This is a genomic window from Herbidospora yilanensis, from assembly GCF_001570565.1.
In the GTDB taxonomy this organism is placed as follows: Bacteria; Actinomycetota; Actinomycetes; order Streptosporangiales; family Streptosporangiaceae; genus Herbidospora; species Herbidospora yilanensis.
This window is the reverse complement of sequence record NZ_BBXE01000037.1, coordinates 67,920-86,585: the sequence shown is the minus strand read 5'-3', so window position 1 is coordinate 86,585 and position 18,666 is coordinate 67,920. Positions and strand designations below refer to the sequence as shown.

At 72.6% G+C, this 18,666-nt stretch carries 23 protein-coding genes; 15 read left to right on the top strand and 8 right to left on the bottom strand.

Annotated features, from left to right (window positions below):
* Positions 1-1,154, bottom strand: a 1,154-nt coding sequence (locus AW273_RS37555) for a tetratricopeptide repeat protein (protein ID WP_198168416.1), incomplete at its 3' end; no start/stop codon positions are given.
* Positions 1,155-1,251: 97 nt separating this feature from the next.
* Between AW273_RS37555 and AW273_RS29080 the strand changes: the two genes are divergently transcribed.
* The gene (locus tag AW273_RS29080) at positions 1,252-2,502 is read left to right on the top strand and encodes a S8 family peptidase (protein WP_062354910.1); all 1,251 of its coding nucleotides are present in this window, start codon (positions 1,252-1,254) and stop codon (positions 2,500-2,502) included.
* A gap of 55 nt (positions 2,503-2,557) precedes the next feature.
* Entirely contained in the window at positions 2,558-3,010 is a 453-nt protein-coding gene (locus tag AW273_RS29075; RefSeq protein ID WP_062354908.1) for a hypothetical protein, read from the top strand.
* Here AW273_RS29075 and AW273_RS29070 read toward each other — a convergent pair.
* The gene (locus AW273_RS29070; protein ID WP_063910140.1) at positions 2,983-4,554 is read right to left on the bottom strand and encodes a dolichyl-phosphate-mannose--protein mannosyltransferase; all 1,572 of its coding nucleotides are present in this window, start codon (positions 4,552-4,554) and stop codon (positions 2,983-2,985) included. The two genes, AW273_RS29075 and AW273_RS29070, sit on opposite strands and share 28 nt — an antisense overlap.
* Positions 4,555-4,678: 124 nt before the next feature.
* Between AW273_RS29070 and hisD the strand changes: the two genes are divergently transcribed.
* The 9 genes from hisD to hisF are packed head-to-tail and all read left to right on the top strand — an operon-like array spanning position 4,679 to position 10,636.
* Entirely contained in the window at positions 4,679-5,986 is a 1,308-nt protein-coding gene (gene hisD, locus AW273_RS29065; protein ID WP_062354906.1) for a histidinol dehydrogenase, read from the top strand.
* Positions 5,983-7,059, top strand: a complete 1,077-nt coding sequence (locus AW273_RS29060; protein ID WP_062354904.1) for a histidinol-phosphate transaminase — start codon at positions 5,983-5,985, stop codon at positions 7,057-7,059. The genes hisD and AW273_RS29060 overlap by 4 nt, the downstream gene beginning before the upstream one ends.
* Positions 7,056-7,646: an imidazoleglycerol-phosphate dehydratase HisB gene (hisB, locus tag AW273_RS29055; RefSeq protein ID WP_062354901.1), complete on the top strand. Its 591-nt coding sequence runs from the start codon at positions 7,056-7,058 to the stop codon at positions 7,644-7,646. The genes AW273_RS29060 and hisB overlap by 4 nt, the downstream gene beginning before the upstream one ends.
* Positions 7,643-7,795, top strand: a complete 153-nt coding sequence (locus AW273_RS38175; protein WP_198168422.1) for a CG2302 family histidine operon protein — start codon at positions 7,643-7,645, stop codon at positions 7,793-7,795. Before hisB ends, AW273_RS38175 begins: the two co-directional genes overlap by 4 nt.
* Positions 7,792-8,430: an imidazole glycerol phosphate synthase subunit HisH gene (gene hisH / locus AW273_RS29050; protein ID WP_062354897.1), complete on the top strand. Its 639-nt coding sequence runs from the start codon at positions 7,792-7,794 to the stop codon at positions 8,428-8,430. The genes AW273_RS38175 and hisH overlap by 4 nt, the downstream gene beginning before the upstream one ends.
* The gene (locus AW273_RS29045) at positions 8,427-8,762 is read left to right on the top strand and encodes a hypothetical protein (protein WP_062354894.1); all 336 of its coding nucleotides are present in this window, start codon (positions 8,427-8,429) and stop codon (positions 8,760-8,762) included. The genes hisH and AW273_RS29045 overlap by 4 nt, the downstream gene beginning before the upstream one ends.
* Before the next feature lie 4 nt (positions 8,763-8,766).
* A complete protein-coding gene (priA, locus tag AW273_RS29040) occupies positions 8,767-9,489 on the top strand; it encodes a bifunctional 1-(5-phosphoribosyl)-5-((5-phosphoribosylamino)methylideneamino)imidazole-4-carboxamide isomerase/phosphoribosylanthranilate isomerase PriA (protein ID WP_030450282.1) in 723 nt (240 codons plus the stop codon).
* Positions 9,486-9,869 (top strand): RidA family protein, encoded by a 384-nt coding sequence (locus tag AW273_RS29035; protein WP_062354891.1) that lies wholly within the window; start codon positions 9,486-9,488, stop codon positions 9,867-9,869. Before priA ends, AW273_RS29035 begins: the two co-directional genes overlap by 4 nt.
* Positions 9,866-10,636, top strand: coding sequence for an imidazole glycerol phosphate synthase subunit HisF (gene hisF / locus AW273_RS29030; RefSeq protein ID WP_062354888.1), 771 nt, complete (start codon positions 9,866-9,868; stop codon positions 10,634-10,636). The genes AW273_RS29035 and hisF overlap by 4 nt, the downstream gene beginning before the upstream one ends.
* A 72-nt stretch (positions 10,637-10,708) precedes the next feature.
* On the opposite strand, the gene AW273_RS29025 is transcribed toward hisF, so the two are convergent.
* The 6 genes from AW273_RS29025 to AW273_RS38165 form a co-directional block, all read right to left on the bottom strand.
* Complete coding sequence (locus AW273_RS29025) at positions 10,709-11,863, bottom strand: RNA polymerase sigma factor (protein ID WP_232327653.1); 1,155 nt, start codon at positions 11,861-11,863, stop codon at positions 10,709-10,711.
* Positions 11,864-11,904: 41 nt separating this feature from the next.
* Positions 11,905-12,258, bottom strand: coding sequence for a YciI family protein (locus AW273_RS29020; protein WP_062354885.1), 354 nt, complete (start codon positions 12,256-12,258; stop codon positions 11,905-11,907).
* A gap of 1 nt (position 12,259) precedes the next feature.
* A complete protein-coding gene (locus AW273_RS29015) occupies positions 12,260-12,838 on the bottom strand; it encodes a dihydrofolate reductase family protein (protein WP_062354882.1) in 579 nt (192 codons plus the stop codon).
* A gap of 59 nt (positions 12,839-12,897) precedes the next feature.
* A complete protein-coding gene (locus AW273_RS29010; RefSeq protein WP_062354879.1) occupies positions 12,898-13,734 on the bottom strand; it encodes an SDR family oxidoreductase in 837 nt (278 codons plus the stop codon).
* A gap of 107 nt (positions 13,735-13,841) precedes the next feature.
* The gene (locus tag AW273_RS38170) at positions 13,842-14,006 is read right to left on the bottom strand and encodes a hypothetical protein (RefSeq protein WP_169806250.1); all 165 of its coding nucleotides are present in this window, start codon (positions 14,004-14,006) and stop codon (positions 13,842-13,844) included.
* A 122-nt stretch (positions 14,007-14,128) separates the two neighbouring features.
* Positions 14,129-14,290 (bottom strand): hypothetical protein, encoded by a 162-nt coding sequence (locus AW273_RS38165; RefSeq protein WP_170991080.1) that lies wholly within the window; start codon positions 14,288-14,290, stop codon positions 14,129-14,131.
* Positions 14,291-14,466: 176 nt separating this feature from the next.
* Between AW273_RS38165 and AW273_RS29005 the strand changes: the two genes are divergently transcribed.
* Genes AW273_RS29005 through AW273_RS28990 form a run of 4 tightly spaced genes read left to right on the top strand, consistent with a single transcriptional unit; the run spans position 14,467 to position 18,660 of the window.
* A complete protein-coding gene (locus AW273_RS29005; RefSeq protein WP_062354876.1) occupies positions 14,467-15,684 on the top strand; it encodes an NAD(P)/FAD-dependent oxidoreductase in 1,218 nt (405 codons plus the stop codon).
* Positions 15,681-16,298, top strand: a complete 618-nt coding sequence (locus tag AW273_RS29000; protein WP_062354875.1) for a DUF1365 domain-containing protein — start codon at positions 15,681-15,683, stop codon at positions 16,296-16,298. Before AW273_RS29005 ends, AW273_RS29000 begins: the two co-directional genes overlap by 4 nt.
* Complete coding sequence (locus tag AW273_RS28995) at positions 16,295-17,491, top strand: SAM-dependent methyltransferase (RefSeq protein WP_062354873.1); 1,197 nt, start codon at positions 16,295-16,297, stop codon at positions 17,489-17,491. The genes AW273_RS29000 and AW273_RS28995 overlap by 4 nt, the downstream gene beginning before the upstream one ends.
* Positions 17,488-18,660: an SAM-dependent methyltransferase gene (locus AW273_RS28990; RefSeq protein ID WP_062354870.1), complete on the top strand. Its 1,173-nt coding sequence runs from the start codon at positions 17,488-17,490 to the stop codon at positions 18,658-18,660. Before AW273_RS28995 ends, AW273_RS28990 begins: the two co-directional genes overlap by 4 nt.
* Positions 18,661-18,666 lie beyond the last annotated feature (6 nt).

Genomic DNA, 18,666 nt, shown 5'->3' with positions numbered 1-18,666 from the left:
ACGGTGAGCAGGTCGAGCGCGCGGGCCCGCCGCGCCGGCGCGGCGCCCAGCGCCACGCGGGCGCCCAGCAGCCGCGCCTCCACCGACGCCGCCGTCCAGCCCGCCCGGCCCAGTTCCTCCGCGATGGCCGCGAACCGGGCCGCCGAGACGCCCGCGTGCCCGGCCGCCAGGCGTGATCGCAGCACCACGAACGCGGCCAGGGCGCGCCACTCGGGGCGTTGCTGGGCGCCGAACTCGCGGGCCGCCCGCCGGGCCGCCTCGACGGCGCGCTCGTGGTCGCCCTCCAGGGTGGCGGCGCGGGCCAGGAGCAGGCGTACCTCCGGGAGGACGATCGCGCGGCGGCGGCGGCGCAGCTCCGCGACCGCCTCCTCGGCGGCGGCGCGGGCCTCGGCGGTCAGGCCGACGGACAGCAGCAGCTCCGACCGGTCGCTGAGCAACCAGCCGAGCTGGTGGGTGCCGAGGTCGCGGAAGCGGCTCTCGGCCAGGTCGAGGTAGCGCAGGGCCCCCGGCACGTCGCCGCGCACCCCCCGCACCCAGCCCAGGTTCAGCCGCACCACGGCGAGCGACAGGTCGAGCCCGAGGGCCGCGCACAGGTCCTCGGCCTCGTGGAAGTCGGCTTCGGCGGCGGCGAACTCGTGGCGGTAGCCGTACACGATGCCGCGGTTCGACAACACCCGCTGGAGCCACACGTGGTCATGCGCCCGCCGCAGCACGGGGACGGCCTGGCGGTAGGCGGCCAGCGCGTCGGCGTGCCGCCCGAGGTGGTTGAAGACGGCGGCGCGCTGGGCCTCGGCGCGGGCCCGCAACCCGCCGTGCAGGCCGGGCAGCAGGGCCTCCAGGTCGGCGAGCGCCTGCCGGGGGCGGCCCCGCATGCTGGTCACGAACGCCATCCGGATCCGCGCCTCGGCGGCCAGTTCGGGCGACCCGGCCCGGCCCGCGGTGCGGATCGCGGCCCGCAGGTGCCGGGCCGCCGTCGCCAGGTCGTCGAGGTGGACGGCGGCGATGCCCAGCGCCCGCTCGGCCCGCGACAGGGCCGCCAGGTCACCCCGGTCCCGGGCGCGCGCGGCCACTTCCGCCGCGACGAGCACCGCCCGGCCCGGATCGGCCTCGGCGAGCATGAGCACAGCCCGCGCCGGATCCTGGGTCGTCGTCACCCGTCGCAGTTTTCCACTCCATTTGCGCGCGGGATGTATCAAACGGGTGAGTGCCCGCTCATCAAACGGAAGTGGCGAATCATGCGAGGGAGATCCCATGCCTTTCACCGACCCGGGCGGCGTCTACCGAAGTGACACCGAGGCCTGGAAGGTCGACCAGCTCGTCGTCGACCGGCGATATCAGACGCTGGTCCTGAACCGCCTCACCGCCCTCACCGGCCACACCTGGCGGGAGATCGACACCAGCCCCGAACTCGGCCTCACCCTCTGCGAGCTGCCCGACCTGGCCGCCATCGAGACGGCGCTGGCCGAGGGCTTCCTGGAGGGCGTCCGCCGGTCACGGCAGGGGCAGTACGACCCCGGCGAGCCGGTCCCCGCCCTCGACCTCGTCCTGTACGCCCTCCGCACCTCCTTCGAGGAGAACTACGATGGCTGGTCGCCCCCGATGGCCAAGAACCGGCTGCTCGACGGCGTCCAGGGCTCGCCCTACACCGGCGGCGGCCGGCCCGACGAGCTGACCCCGGCCGGCCACGCCGACCTGGCCCGGCTGACCGCCCCCGGCGTCGGGCCGCACGTCGGCATCCTCGACTCCAAGATCGTCCCGCACCCCGACCTGGAGGGCCGCTTCCTCGCCTCGGCCGATGACATCTACACCGGCACGGCCCCGCACCCCTCGCCCGTCGGCCACGCCACCTTCGTCGCGGGCGTGATCCTCAGGCACGCCCCGGACGCGGTCCTGGTCATGCGGTCGATCCTCGACAACAGGGGCGTCGAGGTCTCGTCGTGGTCGGTGGCCAAGGCCATGGTGGGCTTCCTGAAGACCGACGTGCGGGTGCTCAACATGTCGTTCGGCTGCACCACCCACGACAACCGGCCGCCGACCGTGCTGGAGCGGGCCGTGCAGCGGCTCTCGCCCACGATCGTGCTGGTCGCGGCGGCCGGCAACCACGGCAGGCCCACGCGGCGGCGGCGGGCGGCCGGGATCACCGAGGTCACCCCGGTCTGGCCCGCGGCCTGCGCCGACGTCGTCGCCGTGGGCGCGCGGGGCGCCGAGTTCAGCCCGAAGGTCCCGTGGGTCAACGTGCTGGCCGACGGCCTGGCGGTGACCAGCACCTACCTCACCGGCGAGGTCGACGTGGTGGAGCGGCTGCTGACCGGCGAGGTGGCCGTACAGGACAAACTGCGGTTCACCGGGTACGCCACCTGGAGCGGCACCTCCTTCGCGTGCGCCGCCGTGGTCGGCGAGATCGCCGCCCGCTCGGTCGCGCGGAACATCTCGGCCCGCGCGGCGGCCGACCTGATCGTGGCCGAATCCGCCGACGAGGTGCTCGCCGAGCTCACCCTGTAGTGTCCAGACGGGCCGCCCGCCTGCGGCCCCGTAGGGCACGAGGGAGGAGACTGCCATGCGTGACGACGCCCTCATGGAGGAGCTGGCGACCGCGCTGCGGGCCGCCGACCCGGTGCCTCCCGGGCTGGTCGAGATGGGGTGGGCGATCTACACCTGGCGGCTGGTCGACGCCGAGCTGGCCGAGCTCAGCTCGCCGGGCGCGGCCGAGCCGCTGGTCCGGGCCGACGAGGTGGCCGCGCTGCGCGACCTGGCGTTCCAGACCGAGTCGGGCCTGGTGATCGAGCTCGGCGTCAGCGGCGACGCCCTGCTGGGCCAGCTCGACCCGCCGGCCGAAGGAGAGGTCCGCGTCGTCACGGGCGCCGGGCCGGGGCCGGGCCTGCCGGTCGACGAGGTGGGCGGGTTCCGGATCTCCCCGATCCCGCCCGGCCGGTTCCGGCTCCACTTCCGGGGAAACGGGCTGAACGTGGTGACCACCCCGATCTACTGGGGCGGCACCCACGACGAATAGAGCAGCCGCGACCGCCAGCCCTCATAGGGGATCGTGTCGCCGGTCAGGATCGGCTGCAGCCAGGCGAAGTTGGCCAGCACCAGCAGCCCGAACACGCCGACCGCCACCGCGCCCCGCGACCGGCGGGCCGGGCTCGCGTCGCGTTTGCCGAGCGCCATGCCGGCCACCAGGGTCAGCGCCAGGATCATGAACGGCACCATCGGCAGCGCGTAGAACTGGTACATCGTCCGGTCGTCGGCGATGGCGTAGTAGAACCACGGCAACCAGCCGGTGGCGTAGCCGAGCAGCACCGCCCCGGCCCGCCAGTCGCGCGTGGCGGTGTACCACGACAACATCGCGACCATCGCCGCCAGCCCGGCGAACCACAGGATCGGGGTGCCCGCCGCGTAGATCGCCGACGAGCACGAGTCGGCCCCGCACCCCTTGGGCGAGCTGTAGTGGAGCAGCACCGGCCGGTACTGCAGCGGCCACTGCCACGGCTCGGTGGCGTAACTGTGCCCGGCGGCCAGCCCGGTGTGGAACGACAGGGCCTGGAGCTGGTAGGACACCAGCGACCTGATCGAGTCGAACACGAAGAACGCCCAGCCGTGGTCGGTGGCCTGCGCCCAGTCGCGCCCCCACCCGCGCTCGCTCGCGAACCATCCCGTGTACGACACCAGGTAGACCACCACCGGCACGACCCACATCCAGGCCACGGCGAGCGGCAGGTCCCGCTTCCACGACCCGCGATAGGGCCTGCGCAACCCGATCGACCGCCGCGCCCCCGCGTCCCAGCACAGCGTCAGCACCAGGAACCCGATGACGAAGAGCGCGCCCGTCCACTTGGTCGCCGTGGCCGCCCCCAGGGCCAGGCCGGCCAGCAGCCGCCACGGCCGCCGGCCCAAATAGGGCCCGAAGTCGCCGGGGATCGCCCGCGCGTGCCACTCGGCCAGCCTGGTCCGCATGTGGTCGCGGTCGGTCACCAGGCAGGCGAACGCCGCCACCAGCCAGAACGCCATGAAGATGTCGAGCAGCGCGGCCCGTGACATGACCATGTGCATGCCGTCGACGGCGAGCAGGAAGCCGGCGAAGCAGCCCAGCAGCGTCGAGCGGGTCATCCGGCGGGCGGTGCGGGCCAGGATCAGGATCGACAACGTCCCGGCCACGGCCGCCATGAAGCGCCAGCCGAACGGGTTGACGCCCCACATCCACTCGCCCAGCGCGATCATCCACTTGCCGAGCGGCGGATGCACCACGTAGTCGCCGCACTCGGCGACCCGCGCGCACGTCCGGAACACGCCGTCGCCGCCCGCCAGCAGGGCCGGGTCGGGCTTCTCGACGCTCTTGGTCTCGACGCCGAACCGCAGCAGCGACAGCGCCTCTTTGGCGTAGTAGGTCTCGTCGAACATCACCTCGTGCGGCCTGCCGAGGTTCACGAACCGCAGGAATCCGCCGAACACCGTGACGATCAACGGGGCGAGCCACCCCCACAACACGCTGCCGGGCTGCGGCGGCACGAGGCGGTCGCGCGCCGGGACCGGGAGGGGTGGGGAGATCGTCGTCACCCGCCTCATCCTATTTATGGCAAAGGATAGGATCGCTCCACTGGCTACATTTGGGTCGGCTGCCCCGAATGTCCGCATGATGGACATCGCGGGATTCCGGACCGGCCGTCCGTAGACTGTTCGGGTGATTTCCCGTATCGACCTGCGCGGGCCCCTGCCGGGGAACCTGCGCGACGTGCTGCCCCGCGCCGAGCTCGACGTGGAGACCGCCCTCGACAAGGTGCGGCCCATCTGCGAGAAGGTGCGCCATCAAGGCGCGGAGGGCGTGCGGGAGCTGACCCGTCGGTTCGACGGCTTCGACCTCCCCACCGCCCGCGTCCCCGCCGAGGCCCTGAACACCGCCCTGGAGACGCTCGATCCGCAGGTCCGCGCCGCCCTCGAAGAGGCTATCCGCCGCACCCGCCTGGTCCACCGCGACCAGCGCCGGACCGACGTCACCACGACGGTCGTCCCGGGCGGCACCGTCACCGAGCGCTGGATCCCGGTCGACCGCGTCGGCCTCTACGCGCCCGGCGGCCTGGCCGTCTACCCGTCCAGCGTGATCATGAACGTGGTGCCCGCCCAGGAGGCCGGGGTGCCGTCGATGGCGGTGGCCTCGCCGCCCCAGAAGCCCGACGGGCTGCCCCACCCGACGATCCTGGCGGCCTGCGCGCTGCTCGGGGTCGACGAGGTCTACGCCGTCGGCGGGGCGCAGTCGGTCGCGATGTTCGCGTACGGCACCGAGGACTGCCCCGCCGCCTCGATGGTCACCGGGCCGGGCAACATCTGGGTCGCGGCGGCCAAGCGGCTGCTCAAGGGCCGCATCGGCATCGACTCCGAGGCCGGCCCGACCGAGATCGCGATCCTCGCCGACGCCACCGCCGACCCCGTCCACGTCGCCGCCGACCTGATCTCGCAGGCCGAGCACGACACCCTGGCCGCCGCCGTCCTGGTCACCGACTCGGCCGAGCTGGCCGACGCGGTCGAGGTCGAACTCAAGGCCCAGGTCGCCCGCACCAAGCACACCGAGCGCATCACCGAGGCGCTGGCCGGCCGGCAGTCGGGCATCGTCCTGGTCTCCTCGATCGACGACGGGATCAAGGTCGTCGACGCCTACGCCGCCGAGCACCTGGAGATCCAGACCGCCGACGCCGCCCTGGTGGCGTCCCGGATCAGGAACGCCGGCGCGATCTTCGTGGGGGCCCACGCGCCCGTCTCGCTCGGCGACTACATGGCCGGGTCGAACCACGTGCTGCCCACGGGCGGCTGCGCCTGTCACTCCTCGGGCCTGTCGGTGCAGACGTTCCTCAAGGGCGTGCACGTCGTCGACTACGACCGCGAGGCGCTCGCCGAGGCCGCGCCGCTGGTGTGCGCGCTGGCCGACGCCGAAGACCTGCCCGGCCACGGCGCCGCGATCCGCGCCCGGTTCGATTGGGAGATTCCCGGCTCATGACCACGCTCGACGACCTGCCCATCCGCGACGACCTGCGCGGCAAGCACCCCTACGGTGCGCCCCAGCTCAACGTGGCGGTGCAGCTCAACACCAACGAGAACCCCTACCCGCCGTCCGAGGCCCTGCTCGACGACCTGGCCAGGGCGGTCCGCCAGGGGGCCGCGAGCCTCAACCGCTACCCCGACCGCGACGCGGTCGAGCTGCGCAAGGACCTGGCCGACTACCTCGGCCACGGCCTGACCGCGAGCCAGCTCTGGGCGGCCAACGGGTCCAACGAGATCCTCCAGCAGGCCCTCCAGGCCTTCGGCGGCCCCGGGCGGTCGGCGATCGGCTTCGAGCCGTCCTACTCGATGCACCCGATCATCGCGGCCGGCACCAGCACCCGCTGGATCGAGGGCGGCCGGGAAGAGGACTTCTCGCTCGACCCCGACCGGGCGGTCGCCCTCATCGAGGAGCACCGGCCCGACGTGGTCTTCCTGACCTCGCCCAACAACCCGACCGGCACCGCCCTGCCGCTCCCGGTGATCGAGCGGGTCCTGGCCGCCGCGCCGGGCATGGTGATCGTCGACGAGGCCTACTTCGAGTTCGCCCGGACCGGCACCCCCTCGGCGCTGACGCTGCTTCCCCGCCACCCTCGGCTGATCGTCACGCGGACCATGTCGAAGGCGTTCGCGATGGCCGGGGCGCGGGTGGGCTATCTGGCCGCCGACCCGGCGGTGATCGACGCGCTGCTGCTGGTGCGGCTGCCCTACCACCTCTCGACGCTGACCCAGGTCGCGGCCCGGGTCGCGCTGGCGCACCGGGGCGAACTCCTCGGCACGGTCGAGGCGCTGCGGCAGGAGCGCGACGCGACCGTGACCTGGCTACGGCAACGTGGCCTGTCTGTGGCTGACTCCGACGCCAATTTCGTGCTATTCGGTAAGTTTCCGGATCGTCACGCGGTGTGGGAGGGCGTACTCGACCGCGGTGTCCTGATCCGCGAGACCGGGCCCGCCGGCTGGCTGCGCGTATCGATCGGCACGAGTGAAGAGATGGCGGCCTTCCGGGCCGCCCTGGAAGGGGTCCTCTCATGAGGGTCGGGCGCATCGAACGCACGACGAAGGAGACGTCCGTCCTGGTCGAGATCGACCTCGACGGCACCGGCGAGGTCGAGATCGCGACCGGCGTCGGGTTCTTCGACCACATGCTCAACCAGCTCGGCAAGCACGGCCTGTTCGACCTGACCGTCAAGACCGAGGGCGACCTGCACATCGACGCCCACCACACGATCGAGGACACCGCGATCGCGCTCGGCGCCGCGCTCAAACAGGCGCTCGGCGACAAGTCGGGCATCCGGCGGTTCGGCAGCGCGTCGTGCCCGCTCGACGAGTCGCTCGCCGAGGTCACCGTCGACCTCTCGGGCCGGCCCTACCTCGTGCACAGCGAGCCCGAGAACATGGCCCCGATGATCGGGCCCGACTACGACACCACGATGACCCGGCACATCCTGGAGTCGATCGTCGCCTCGGCCTCGATCTGCCTGCACGTCCGCGTCCCCTACGGCCGCAACGCCCACCACATCGTCGAAGCGCAGTTCAAGGCCCTGGCGCGGGCGCTGCGCGCGGCCACCGAGCTCGACCCCCGGGCGACCGGGGTGCCCAGCACCAAGGGCGTGTTGTGAACTTCTCCTCCAGCGCCATGATCTTCATCGGCCTCTTCATGATCGGCGGGGTGGTCTCCTTCGCCAAGCAGAAGCTGAAGCTGGCCGCGGTGGTGACCGGCGCGTTGTCCGCGCTGGCCCTGACGGCGGGAGTGATGTGGTGGCAGTGAAGAAGAACATCGTCGTCCTCGACTACGGCTCGGGCAACCTGCGGTCGGCCGAACGCGCCGTGGCGCGCGTCGGCGCCGACGTGACGGTGACCGCCGACTTCGACGAGGCGCTGAACTGCGACGGCCTCGTGGTGCCCGGCGTGGGGGCCTTCGCGGCCTGCATGGCCGGGCTCCGGGGCGTGCGCGGCGAGCAGATCGTCGCCCGGCGGCTGGCCGGCGGCCGGCCGGTGCTCGGGATCTGCGTCGGCATGCAGATCCTCTTCGAGAAGGGCGTCGAGCACGGCGTCCACACCGAGGGTTGCGGCGAGTGGCCCGGCACGGTCGAGCGCCTCGACGCGCCCGTGCTGCCCCACATGGGGTGGAACACGGTCACCGCGCCCGGCGACTCGGTCCTGTTCGCCGGCCTCGACGCCGACACCCGCTTCTACTTCGTCCACTCCTACGGGGTGCGGGAGTGGGAACTCGTCCCCCACGACGAGGGGTTCAAGGCGCCGCTGGTCACCTGGGCCACCCACGGGGTGTCCTTCGTCGCCGCCGCCGAGAACGGCCCGCTCATGGCCACCCAGTTCCACCCGGAGAAGTCCGGCGACGCGGGGGCCACCCTGCTCCGGAACTGGCTGAACACCCTCTCATGAGCAAGGAGCGGGCCAGACGCCGGGCCGAGAGGGAGGCCGAGAAGGCCCGCCTGGCGGAGGAACGGGCCCGCCGCGAGGCCAGGACGGCCAGGCGGCGGGAACTGCGCGGCCGGATCACGGCCGTGTTGCCCAAGCCGGTCAGAGTGGCCCGGCAGGGCGGAGTGCTGGCCCGGCGCCGCCGCGCCCAGAACGCGGCCATGCTCGTCCTGTTCCTGCTGGTCCAGGTCATCGCCTGGCTCACGCTCGACATGATGGCGCGGCTCGCGGTGCTGGGCCTGTCCATCCTGATCGTCCCGGTGCTCGTCACCGTTCTCTTCGACCGGAGGTCCTGAACAGATGTCACTCGTGTTGCTGCCCGCCGTGGACGTGGCCGACGGCCAGGCGGTCCGCCTGGTGCAGGGCGAGGCGGGCTCGGAGACCTCGTACGGCGATCCGCTCGCCGCCGCCCTCGCCTGGCAGGACGCCGGGGCCGAATGGATCCACCTGGTGGACCTCGACGCCGCCTTCGGCCGTGGCTCGAACCGTGAGCTGCTCGCCGAGGTCGTCGCCAAGCTCGACGTCCAGGTCGAGCTCTCCGGCGGCATCCGCGACGACGCCTCCCTGGAGGCCGCCCTTGCCACCGGTTGCCGCCGCGTCAACATCGGCACCGCCGCCCTGGAGAACCCGTCGTGGTGCTCCAAGATCATCGCTGAGTACGGCGACCGCATCGCCGTCGGCCTCGACGTCCGCGGCACCACCCTGGCCGCCCGCGGCTGGACCCAGGAGGGCGGCGACCTCTGGGAGGTCCTCGACCGCCTGGAGGCCGACGGCTGCCCCCGCTACGTCGTCACCGACGTGACCAAGGACGGCACCCTCCGCGGCCCCAACCTCGACCTGCTGCGCGAGGTGTGCGCGCGTACCGACAAGCCGGTCATCGCCAGCGGCGGCGTCTCCAGCCTCGACGACCTCCGCGCCCTGAACGGCCTGGTCGGCCTCGGCGTCGAGGGCGCCATCGTCGGCAAGGCCCTCTACGCCCAGGCGTTCACGCTCGAAGAGGCACTCGCGGCGGTGAGAGCATGACCCCCACCCGCATCTCCTCGGGCGGTCCGTGGGAGGAACGCTACGGATACTCGCGCGCCGTCGTCGCCGGGAACCACGTCCTGGTCTCCGGCTGCACCGCCACCATCGGCGGTGAGGTCCAGCACGTCGGCGACGCCTACCAGCAGACCCTGACCGCCTTCGGCGTCGCCCTCGACGCCCTGGAGAAGGCCGGCGCCGAGCTCTCCGACGTGGTCCGCACCCGGCTGTTCGTGGTGAGCCAGGACGACTTCGACGCCGTCGGCGAGGCCCACGGCGAACTGTTCGGGGAGGTCCGCCCGGCCTGCACGTCGGTGCGCGTGGCCGGCCTGATCGACCCGCGTATGCTGGTCGAGGTGGAAGTGGAGGCCTACCGGTCATGACCGTGGCCGTGCGCGTGATCCCGTGCCTGGACGTCGACGCGGGCCGGGTCGTCAAGGGCGTCAACTTCGAGAACCTGCGCGACGCCGGAGACCCGGTCGAACTCGCCAGGCGCTACGACGCCGAAGGCGCCGACGAACTGACCTTCCTCGACATCACCGCTTCCAGCTCCGACCGCTCGACCATGTACGACGTGGTCCGGCGGACCGCCGAACAGGTCTTCATCCCGCTGACCGTCGGCGGGGGAGTCCGCACCAACGACGACGTCGACCGCCTCCTGCGGGCCGGCGCCGACAAGGTCGGCATCAACACGGCCGCCATCGCCCGGCCGGAGTTCCTCCGCGAGGCGGCCTGGCGGTTCGGCTCGCAGTGCATCGTCCTGTCCGTCGACGCCCGCCGCGTCGTCGACGGCCCGCCGACCCCGTCGGGCTTCGAGGTGACCACCCACGGAGGCCGCAGGGGCACCGGCATCGACGCGGTCGAATGGGCCGCGCGCGGCCAGGAACTCGGCGTGGGCGAGATCCTGCTGAACTCGATGGACGGCGACGGCACCAAAGACGGCTACGACATCGAGATGATCAAGGCCGTGCGGGCGGCCGTGACGGTGCCGGTGATCGCCTCGGGCGGGGCAGGGACGCTCGAGGACTTCCCACCGGCGATCGACGCGGGGGCCGACGCGGTGCTGGCGGCGAGCGTCTTCCACTTCGGCGAACTGAAGATCGGCGAGGTGAAGCACACCCTCCGCGAGGCGGGCCACCCCGTCAGGTAGGACGTGTCGCGGGGCCGGGCGTCGTATGGACGACGCCCGGCCTTTTGCCGCGCTTCCCGTGTGCGGGGCTGACTACTTCTCCCGGGGGTGAAGCTTGGCCAGCCGTCCGCGCAGGACCTCCTGCTCGGCCGGGTTCTCCGTGCGGTCGAGGGCGGCCTCGTACGCGTGCGCGGCCTCCTCGTCGCGGCCCAGGCGGCGTAGCAGGTCGGCCCGGACGGCGTGGAAGAGGTGGTGACTGTCGAGATCCAGGTCGTCGAGGAGGCCGAGGGCCGCGGCAGGGCCGTCGACCTCGGCCACGGCGACGGCGCGGTGCAGGGCCACCACGGGCGTGGGGGCCAGGGCCAAATGCTGGTCGTAGAGCCGCACCACCTGCCGCCAGTCGGTCGGGGCGTCGCTGTGCACGGCGTTGATCGCCGCCTGGATCTGGTAGGGGCCCGGCCGGTTGCGCCGCAGGCAGCGACGGACGAGGGCCTGACCTTCGGCGATCAGGTCACGGTCCCACAGGACGCGGTCCTGGTCGGCCAGCAGGACCAGCGAACCCCCGGGCGTCACGCGGGCGGCCCGCCGGGAGTGGATCAGCAACATCAGCGCCAGCAGCCCGAGGACCTCGGGTTCGTCCGGCATGAGCTCGGCCAGCAGCCGCCCCAGCCGGATCGCCTCCGCGCACAGGTCGTCGCGCACCGGGTCGCCGGAACCGCTCAGGTAGCCCTCGTTGAAGATCAGGTACACCACGGCGAGCACCGAGCTCAGCCGCCCCGGCAGATCGGCGTCGGACGGCACCCGGTAGGGGATCCGGGCGTCCCGGATCTTGGCCTTGGCCCGCACGATGCGCTGGGCCACCGTGGCCTCGCCGACCAGGAACGCCCGCGCGATCTCCCCGGTGGTCAGGCCGCCCAGCAGCCGCAGCGTCAGCGCGATCCGCGCGCCCTCGCCCAGGGCGGGATGGCAGCAGGTGAAGATCAGGCGCAGCCGGTCGTCGGGCACGGCGCCCTCCTCGGCGGGCTCGTCGGGGGCGTGCAGGAGGAGCGCCTCGGCATGCCGGCCGGGCCGGGCCGCCTCCCGGCGGTTGCGGTCGATCAGCTTGTTGCGGGCCGTGGTGATGAGCCAGCCCGCCGGGCTCGGCGGCGTGCCGTCACGCGGCCACCGCTCGGCCGCCACCGCGAACGCCTCCTGGACCGCCTCCTCGGCGACGTCGACGTCCCCGGCCAGCCGGACGAGCAGGGCCACCGCGCGGCCGTACTCGTCGCGGAAGGCCCGCTCGATCCCGCTCAGTCGCCGGCCTCGGTCGCGAACGGCCGCACCTCGACGGGCAGGCCGACGGCCTCGGCGTACCGGCGTCCCCACTCCAGCGCGGCGTCGAGGTCGGCGGCTCGGAGGATCACGATCCCGCCGAGGTGCTCCTTGCCCTCGGCGAACGGCCCGTCGGTCATCAGCACCTCGTTCCCCGAGGCCCGCAGCACGGTGGCGGTGGCCGGGTCGTGCAGGCCGTCGCCGAAGACCCACGAGCCGGCCGACTCCAGCTCCCGGCGCAGGGCGCCGACCTCGGCCATGACCCTGTCCATGATCTCCGGCCCGGGGACGGGCCCCTCGGGCTGGTACATGCCGAGCAGGTAGTTCTTCACGTCACTCCACCTCGTACGTCGCGATGACCACACCGGTGCCGGTCGGCACGCTCTCTGCCAGCCGGAACGTCGCCGGCCGCCCGTCCGGGGGGAACAACCGCCGTCCGGCCCCGAGTACCAGCGGATGGACCGACAACACCAGCCGGTCGACGAGCCCGTGCGCGAGCAGCGCCCGGACCAGCTCCCCGCTGCCGAGCACCGCGATGTCGTGGTCGAGCTCCTTCTTGAGGGCCTGGACGGCCGGAACGTCCTTGAGCAGGATGGTGTTCTCCCAGACCGGCGGCTCGCCCATCGTCCTGGACACGACGTATTTGCGGGTACCGTCCAGTTTCGCGGTGAACGGGTTCCCGTCGGTCCGCCCGTGCCAGACGGCGAAGAAGTCCTCATAGGTCCGGCGCCCGAACAGGATCGCCCCGGTCGCGGCCATGCCCGCGCCCATCACCCGCATCATCACCGGGTCGGCGTAGGGCCCGGCCCAGCCGCCGTGCCGGAAGCCGTCCCTGGTGTCCTCATCGGCCCGGCCGGGCGCCTGCATCACGCCGTCCAGCGTCACACTCTCGGTCACAACGATCTCGCCCATCGATGGCGGCCCCTTTCGGTCTCGCCTCCTACACGAACGGGCGATGCCGAAATCGACGTTCAGGCGCGGAGAACCTGGGCCAGGCTCAGCGGAGGGTGCCCCGTCACCTTCTCGACGTGGTCGGTCACCACGTCGAGCTCGCCCGCCCCCACCGCCGCGTAGGACGTCACCCAGCCCGCCACCGCCCACTCGGGCGCGCCGTAACGCTCGCGCGAGGCGTAGGCCTCGTCGAGGGTCTCGTTCGCGAAGGTCACCGGCGTGCCCCTCGCCTCGGACAGGATGCGGGCGACCTCGGTCATCGTGAGGAGCTCGGGGCCGGTGAGGTCGTAGGTCACGCCCTGGTGGTCGGCCGGGTCCTGGAGGATCGTGGCGGCCACCGCCGCGACGTCGTCGCGGGCCACGGGGGCGAAGCGGCCCTCGCCGGCAGGGCCGCGGATGACGCCGTCGTCGCCGATCATGTTCTCGAGGAAGTCGAGGTAGAGGCTGTCCCGGAGGAAGGTGAAACCGACTCCGGTCTCTTCGATGTGACGTTCGGTGTGCCAGTGGTCCCGGCCGAAGGTGAACGTGCACTCGGGCCCCGCTCCGAGGAACGAGGTGTAGACGATGCGGGGAACGCCCGCCGCCACCGCCGCGTCGACCACCGCCGTGTGGAGGGCGACGCGGTCGGGATTCTCGGTCGCCGAGATCAACATGAGGACCCCGGCGCCGTCGAGGGCCGCCGCGAACGCGGCCGGGTCTTCGTAGGACGCCTGGGCGATCTCCGCGCCGTCGAGCTGGGGAGCCCGGGACGGGTCGCGGACGACCAGCCGCTGCCGGACTCCGGCCTGAGCCAGTCGCCGGGCGATCCGCCCGCCGAGCCCGCCGGTCGCCCCGGTCACCGCGATCAGGTCACTCATCAGACCAGTTTCGCATGGGGGAGTCCGGACGCCCGGTCAGCGCGCGCCGAAGCCCCCCTTTAGATGATCATCCGTGGGCGCCGGAAACGAGGGAACCGCGGACGGCGCTACTGGTTGAGCACGCCGTTGAAGAAGGTGGCCAGCGAGTTGGCGCCGGAAGTGACACCGTCAAACACTCCCCTGACAGCGCCGGCCGCGGCTGACGGCTGAGTCCAGAGGTAGAAGGCCACGAACGCAATGCCTGCGTACGTGAGCACTTTCTTGACCTGCATTGGGGGGCCTCCTGCGGTATGTGTCCCGGATTTTTCTACCCGGCGACACCAGTGATCATAACTAGCCGGATAGAGAGGAGGACCTTCCGGCACGCGCGACCACGGTCAACGCACACCCCGGTTCAGGCAAAGAGTGAGTTGAAGAACAAGGCGAGCGACTGGGCCCCGTCGCCGATGGCGTCGAACACGCCGCGCACGGCGCCGGCGGCCCCCTGCGGCTGGGTGAACAGATAGAAGATCACGAAGGCGATGGCGGCGTACGTGAGTAACTTCTTGGCGTTCATGGCGGTGCTCCAACCGTGTGCAGTGCCATCACTCTGCCCCATCGGCCCCGGCCGTGGGCGGGGTTTGGCGTGATCGCGGGTTCCGGCCCGCTTCCCCCACGCGCCCCGGGAAAAACTCCGGTTCACCCCAAACCGAAGGGCCCTTAGCTCCGAAGGACCTCATAAAGGGAGGTCGGGTGCGCCGGAGGGTAGCGATCATCGGCAGCGGCGTGGCGGGGCTCACCGCCGCGCACGTGCTGCGTGCCACGCACGACGTGACGCTCTACGAGGCCGATGACCGGCTCGGCGGGCACGCCCACACCCACGACGTGGCGGGGCTGGCGGTCGACAGCGGGTTCATCGTCCACAACGACCGCACCTATCCCCTTCTGACGCGGTTGTTCCGGGAGCTGGGGGTGGCCACGCAGGAGTCCGACATGAGCATGTCGGTGCGCTGCGACGGCTGCGGCCTGGAATACGCCGGCGGCAAGGGCGTCGCCGGGCTCCTGGCCCGCCGGCCCTCGGCGGCCTACCTGCGCATGCTGGCCGACGTGCCCCGGTTCCACCGGATGGCCCGCGCGCTCCTCGCCACCGACGACGACCGCACCCTCGGCGAGGTCGTCGGGCGTTTCCCGGCCTACTTCGTCCGGCACTTCGTGACCCCGCTGGTGGCCGCCGTGTGGTCGTGCCCGCCCGCTACCGCCCTGCGCTATCCGGCGCGCTACCTGTTCACCTTCCTGGCCAACCACGGCATGCTCGGCGTCTCGGGCAGCCCGGTGTGGCGGACGGTCACGGGCGGCAGCCGCACCTACGTCGAGAAGGTGGCCAAGGGGCTCACGGCGGTGCGCACCGCGACCCCCGTACGGGAACTGAGGCGGCACGCCGACGCGGTCGAGATCCGCGACGACGGCGACGAGACCGCCTCCTACGACGCCGCGGTCGTCGCCACCCACCCCGGGCAGGCCCTCGCCCTCCTGGCGGCCCCCACGGACCTGGAGCGGCGCGTCCTGGGCGGCCTCCGCTACTCCCGCAACCCGGCGGTGCTGCACACCGACACGAGCGTGCTGCCCCGCGCCCGGGGCGCGCGGGCGTCGTGGAACTACCGCATGTCCGGCTGCGCCGCCGAACCCTCGTCCGTACGCGTCTCCTACGACATGACCCGCCTCCAGCGGCTGCCGGCCGGAACCCGGTATCTGGTCACCCTCGGCGACGACGTGCCCGCCGGACACGTCATCGCCCGGATGGACTACGAGCACCCCGTCTACACCCCCGAGACGGTCGCTCTGCGGAGACTGCTGCCGGGACTGTCGGACGGCCGGGTGGCGTTCGCGGGGGCGTACCACGGATGGGGTTTCCACGAGGACGGCTGCCGGTCCGGGCTGACGGCCGCCGGGAACCTGGGGGCACGCTGGTGACACCCGTCCTGTACCGCTGCTCCATCACCCACGTGCGTTCCTCGCCGCTGCGCCACGCGTTCACCTACGACGGCTACCTGTGGCTGGTGGACCCCGACGATCCGCCGCGCGGCTTCGACCCGGACGCCCGCGCCGGGCTCGACGCCTTCCTCGCCGGACACGGCGAGCGCGCGGGCGGGGTCGTCATGCTCGCCGGGCGGCGCACCCTCGGCTACGTCTTCAACCCCCTGACCGTCTACTGGTGCGACACCGGCGTCGTGGTCGCCGAGGTGCGCAACACCTACGGCGGACGCCACCGCTACCTGCTCCGCCCCGACGCCCACGGCCGCGCCGAGACGGACAAGGAGTTCTACGTCTCGCCCTTCCACCCCGTCGACGGCCACTACACGCTCCGGCTGCCGCGCCCCGGCGAGCGGCTCGACCTGGCGGTGACGCTGCACCGTCCCGAGGGGAGGCCGTTCGTGGCGACGGTGCGCGGGCGGCGGGTGGCGCCGACGCCGCGCAACCGGCTGCGGCTCGCGCCCCTGCTGGTGGGGGCGCGGATCCGGCGTCAGGGCATCGCCCTCTACCTGCGCGGGCTGCCCGTCGTACCCCGAAAGAGAGAAACGAGATGACGCACGCCATCGCCCTCACGCCCCCACGGTCGCCCCTGCGGGTGCGGGTGGTCCGGCGCCTGTTCCGCGACGCGGTGGCGCGGTTGCCGTTGCGGGTCCTGATGCCCGACGGCGAGCTGCTCGGCGCCCCCTCCGGCCCCCTCATGCGGGTGGTGCGGGCGGAGGACTTCTTCTCCCGGGTGGGCGCCGACGGGCTGATCGGCTTCGGCGAGGCCTACATGGCGGGCGACTGGGAGGCCGACGACCTCGCCGGGGTGCTGACCGTGATGGCGACGCAACTGGCGTCGCTGATCCCGGCGCCCCTGCAGCGGCTGCGCGGCGTGTGGGCACGCCGGCACCCCCGCTCGGAAGAGGGGACCGTGGAGAACGCCCGGCGCAACGTCCAGCGCCACTACGACCTGTCGAACGACCTGTTCGCGCAGTTCCTCGACCCGTCTATGACCTACTCCGCCGCCCTGTTCCGCGGGGACGCCACCTGGGAGAACCTGGAGGCGGCCCAGCACGCCAAGATCGACCGGCTGCTCGACGAGACCCGGGTCGGGCCGGGCTCCACGGTGATGGAGATCGGGACCGGCTGGGGCGCGCTGGCGATCCGGGCCGCCGAGCGGGGCGCCACGGTCCGGACGATCACCGTCTCGGCCGAGCAGCGCGTGTTCGCCCTGGAGCGGGTGGCCGCCGCCGGGTTGTCCGGCCGGGTCTCCGTGGAGCTGTGCGACTACCGGGAGGCGGCCGGGTCGTACGACGCGGTGCTCAGCGTGGAGATGATCGAGGCGGTGGGCGAGCGCTACTGGCCGGTCTTCTTCGCCACGCTCGACCGGCTGCTGGCCCCCGGCGGGCGGGTGGGCCTCCAGGCGATCACGATGCCGCACGATCGTCTGGTGGCCTCGCGGCACACGTACACGTGGATCCAGAAGTACATCTTCCCGGGCGGGCTGCTGCCGAGCGTCCCGGCCATCGAGCGGAACCTCGGGCCGCTGCGGATCGCCGGACACCACGAGATGGGCGGCGACTACGCCGAGACGCTGCGCCTGTGGCGGGAGCGCTACCGCTCGCGCCGGGCGGAGATCTCCCGGCTCGGCTTCGACGAGGTCTTCCACCGGATGTGGACTTTCTACCTGGCGTATTCGGAGGCCGGTTTCCGGTCGGGCTATCTGAACGTGCGGCAGTTCGTTCTGGAGAGGGGTGGGTCGTGACGCTCGTCGCCGGCCGTTTGGCCGACACGGTAGCCGGGCTGTTCGGGGGCGAACTGCCCGTCGGGCTGCGCACGTGGGACGGCGGCTTCGCCGGTCCCGCCGACGCGCCCGTCGTGGTGCTGAGATCGCCCATGGCGCTGCGGCACCTGCTGTGGGCGCCAGGGGAACTCGGGCTCGCGCGGGCCTACGTCAGCGGCCATCTCGACGTCGAGGGCGACCTGGCCGAGGGGTTCCGCCGGGTGTGGGCCGCAGGCGCGGGCGGCCCCGGGATGGCCGAACTGGCGCGCGGGGCGCGTACCCTCCTCGGGCTCGGCGTCGCCGGCCCGCGCCCGCCCGTCCCCGTGAGCGAGGCGCGGCTGCGCGGCCGCCGGCACACCCGCGGCCGCGACCGCGACGCCATCGCCCACCACTACGACCTGTCCAACGACTTCTACTCGCTGATCCTCGACCCCTCGATGGCCTACTCGTGCGCCAAGTGGGCGCCCGGAGACGACCTCGCCTCGGCCCAGCGCCGCAAACTCGACCTCGTGTGCGCCAAACTCGGCCTCGGGCCGGGGACGCGGCACCTCGACGTCGGCTGCGGCTGGGGGTCGATGGTGCTGCACGCGGCCGGATACGGCGCCGAGTCGGTCGGCGTCACGATCGCCGCCGAGCAGCAGGCGTTCGTCCGGGCCCGCGGCGGCGAGGTCCGGCTGCAGGACTACCGCGACGTCTCCGACGGCCCCTACGACGCGATCTCCTCCATCGAGATGGGCGAACACGTCGGCGAGGACAACTATCCCGTCTACGCCTCGGCCCTGTTCGCTCTGGTGCGTCCCGGCGGCCGCGTCGTCGTCCAGCAGATGTCACGCGGGGCCAACGCCCCCGGCGGCGGCCCGTTCATCGAGCGCTACATCGCGCCCGACATGCACATGCGCCCCGTCGGCCGGACCGTCGCCATGTTCGAGGACGCCGGCTTCGAGGTGCTCCACGTCGAGGGCATGCGGGAGGACTACGCCAAGACCGTCCGGGCCTGGTACGACACCTTCGAGTCCCGCTACGACGAGGCGGTGGCCCTGGTGGGGGAGGAGGTCGCCCGGGTGTGGCGGCTCTATCTGGTGGGGGGCGGGCTGGCCTTCGAGTCGGGGCGCATGTCGGTGCACCAGATCACCTTGGGCCGCCCTTCGTGACAACCC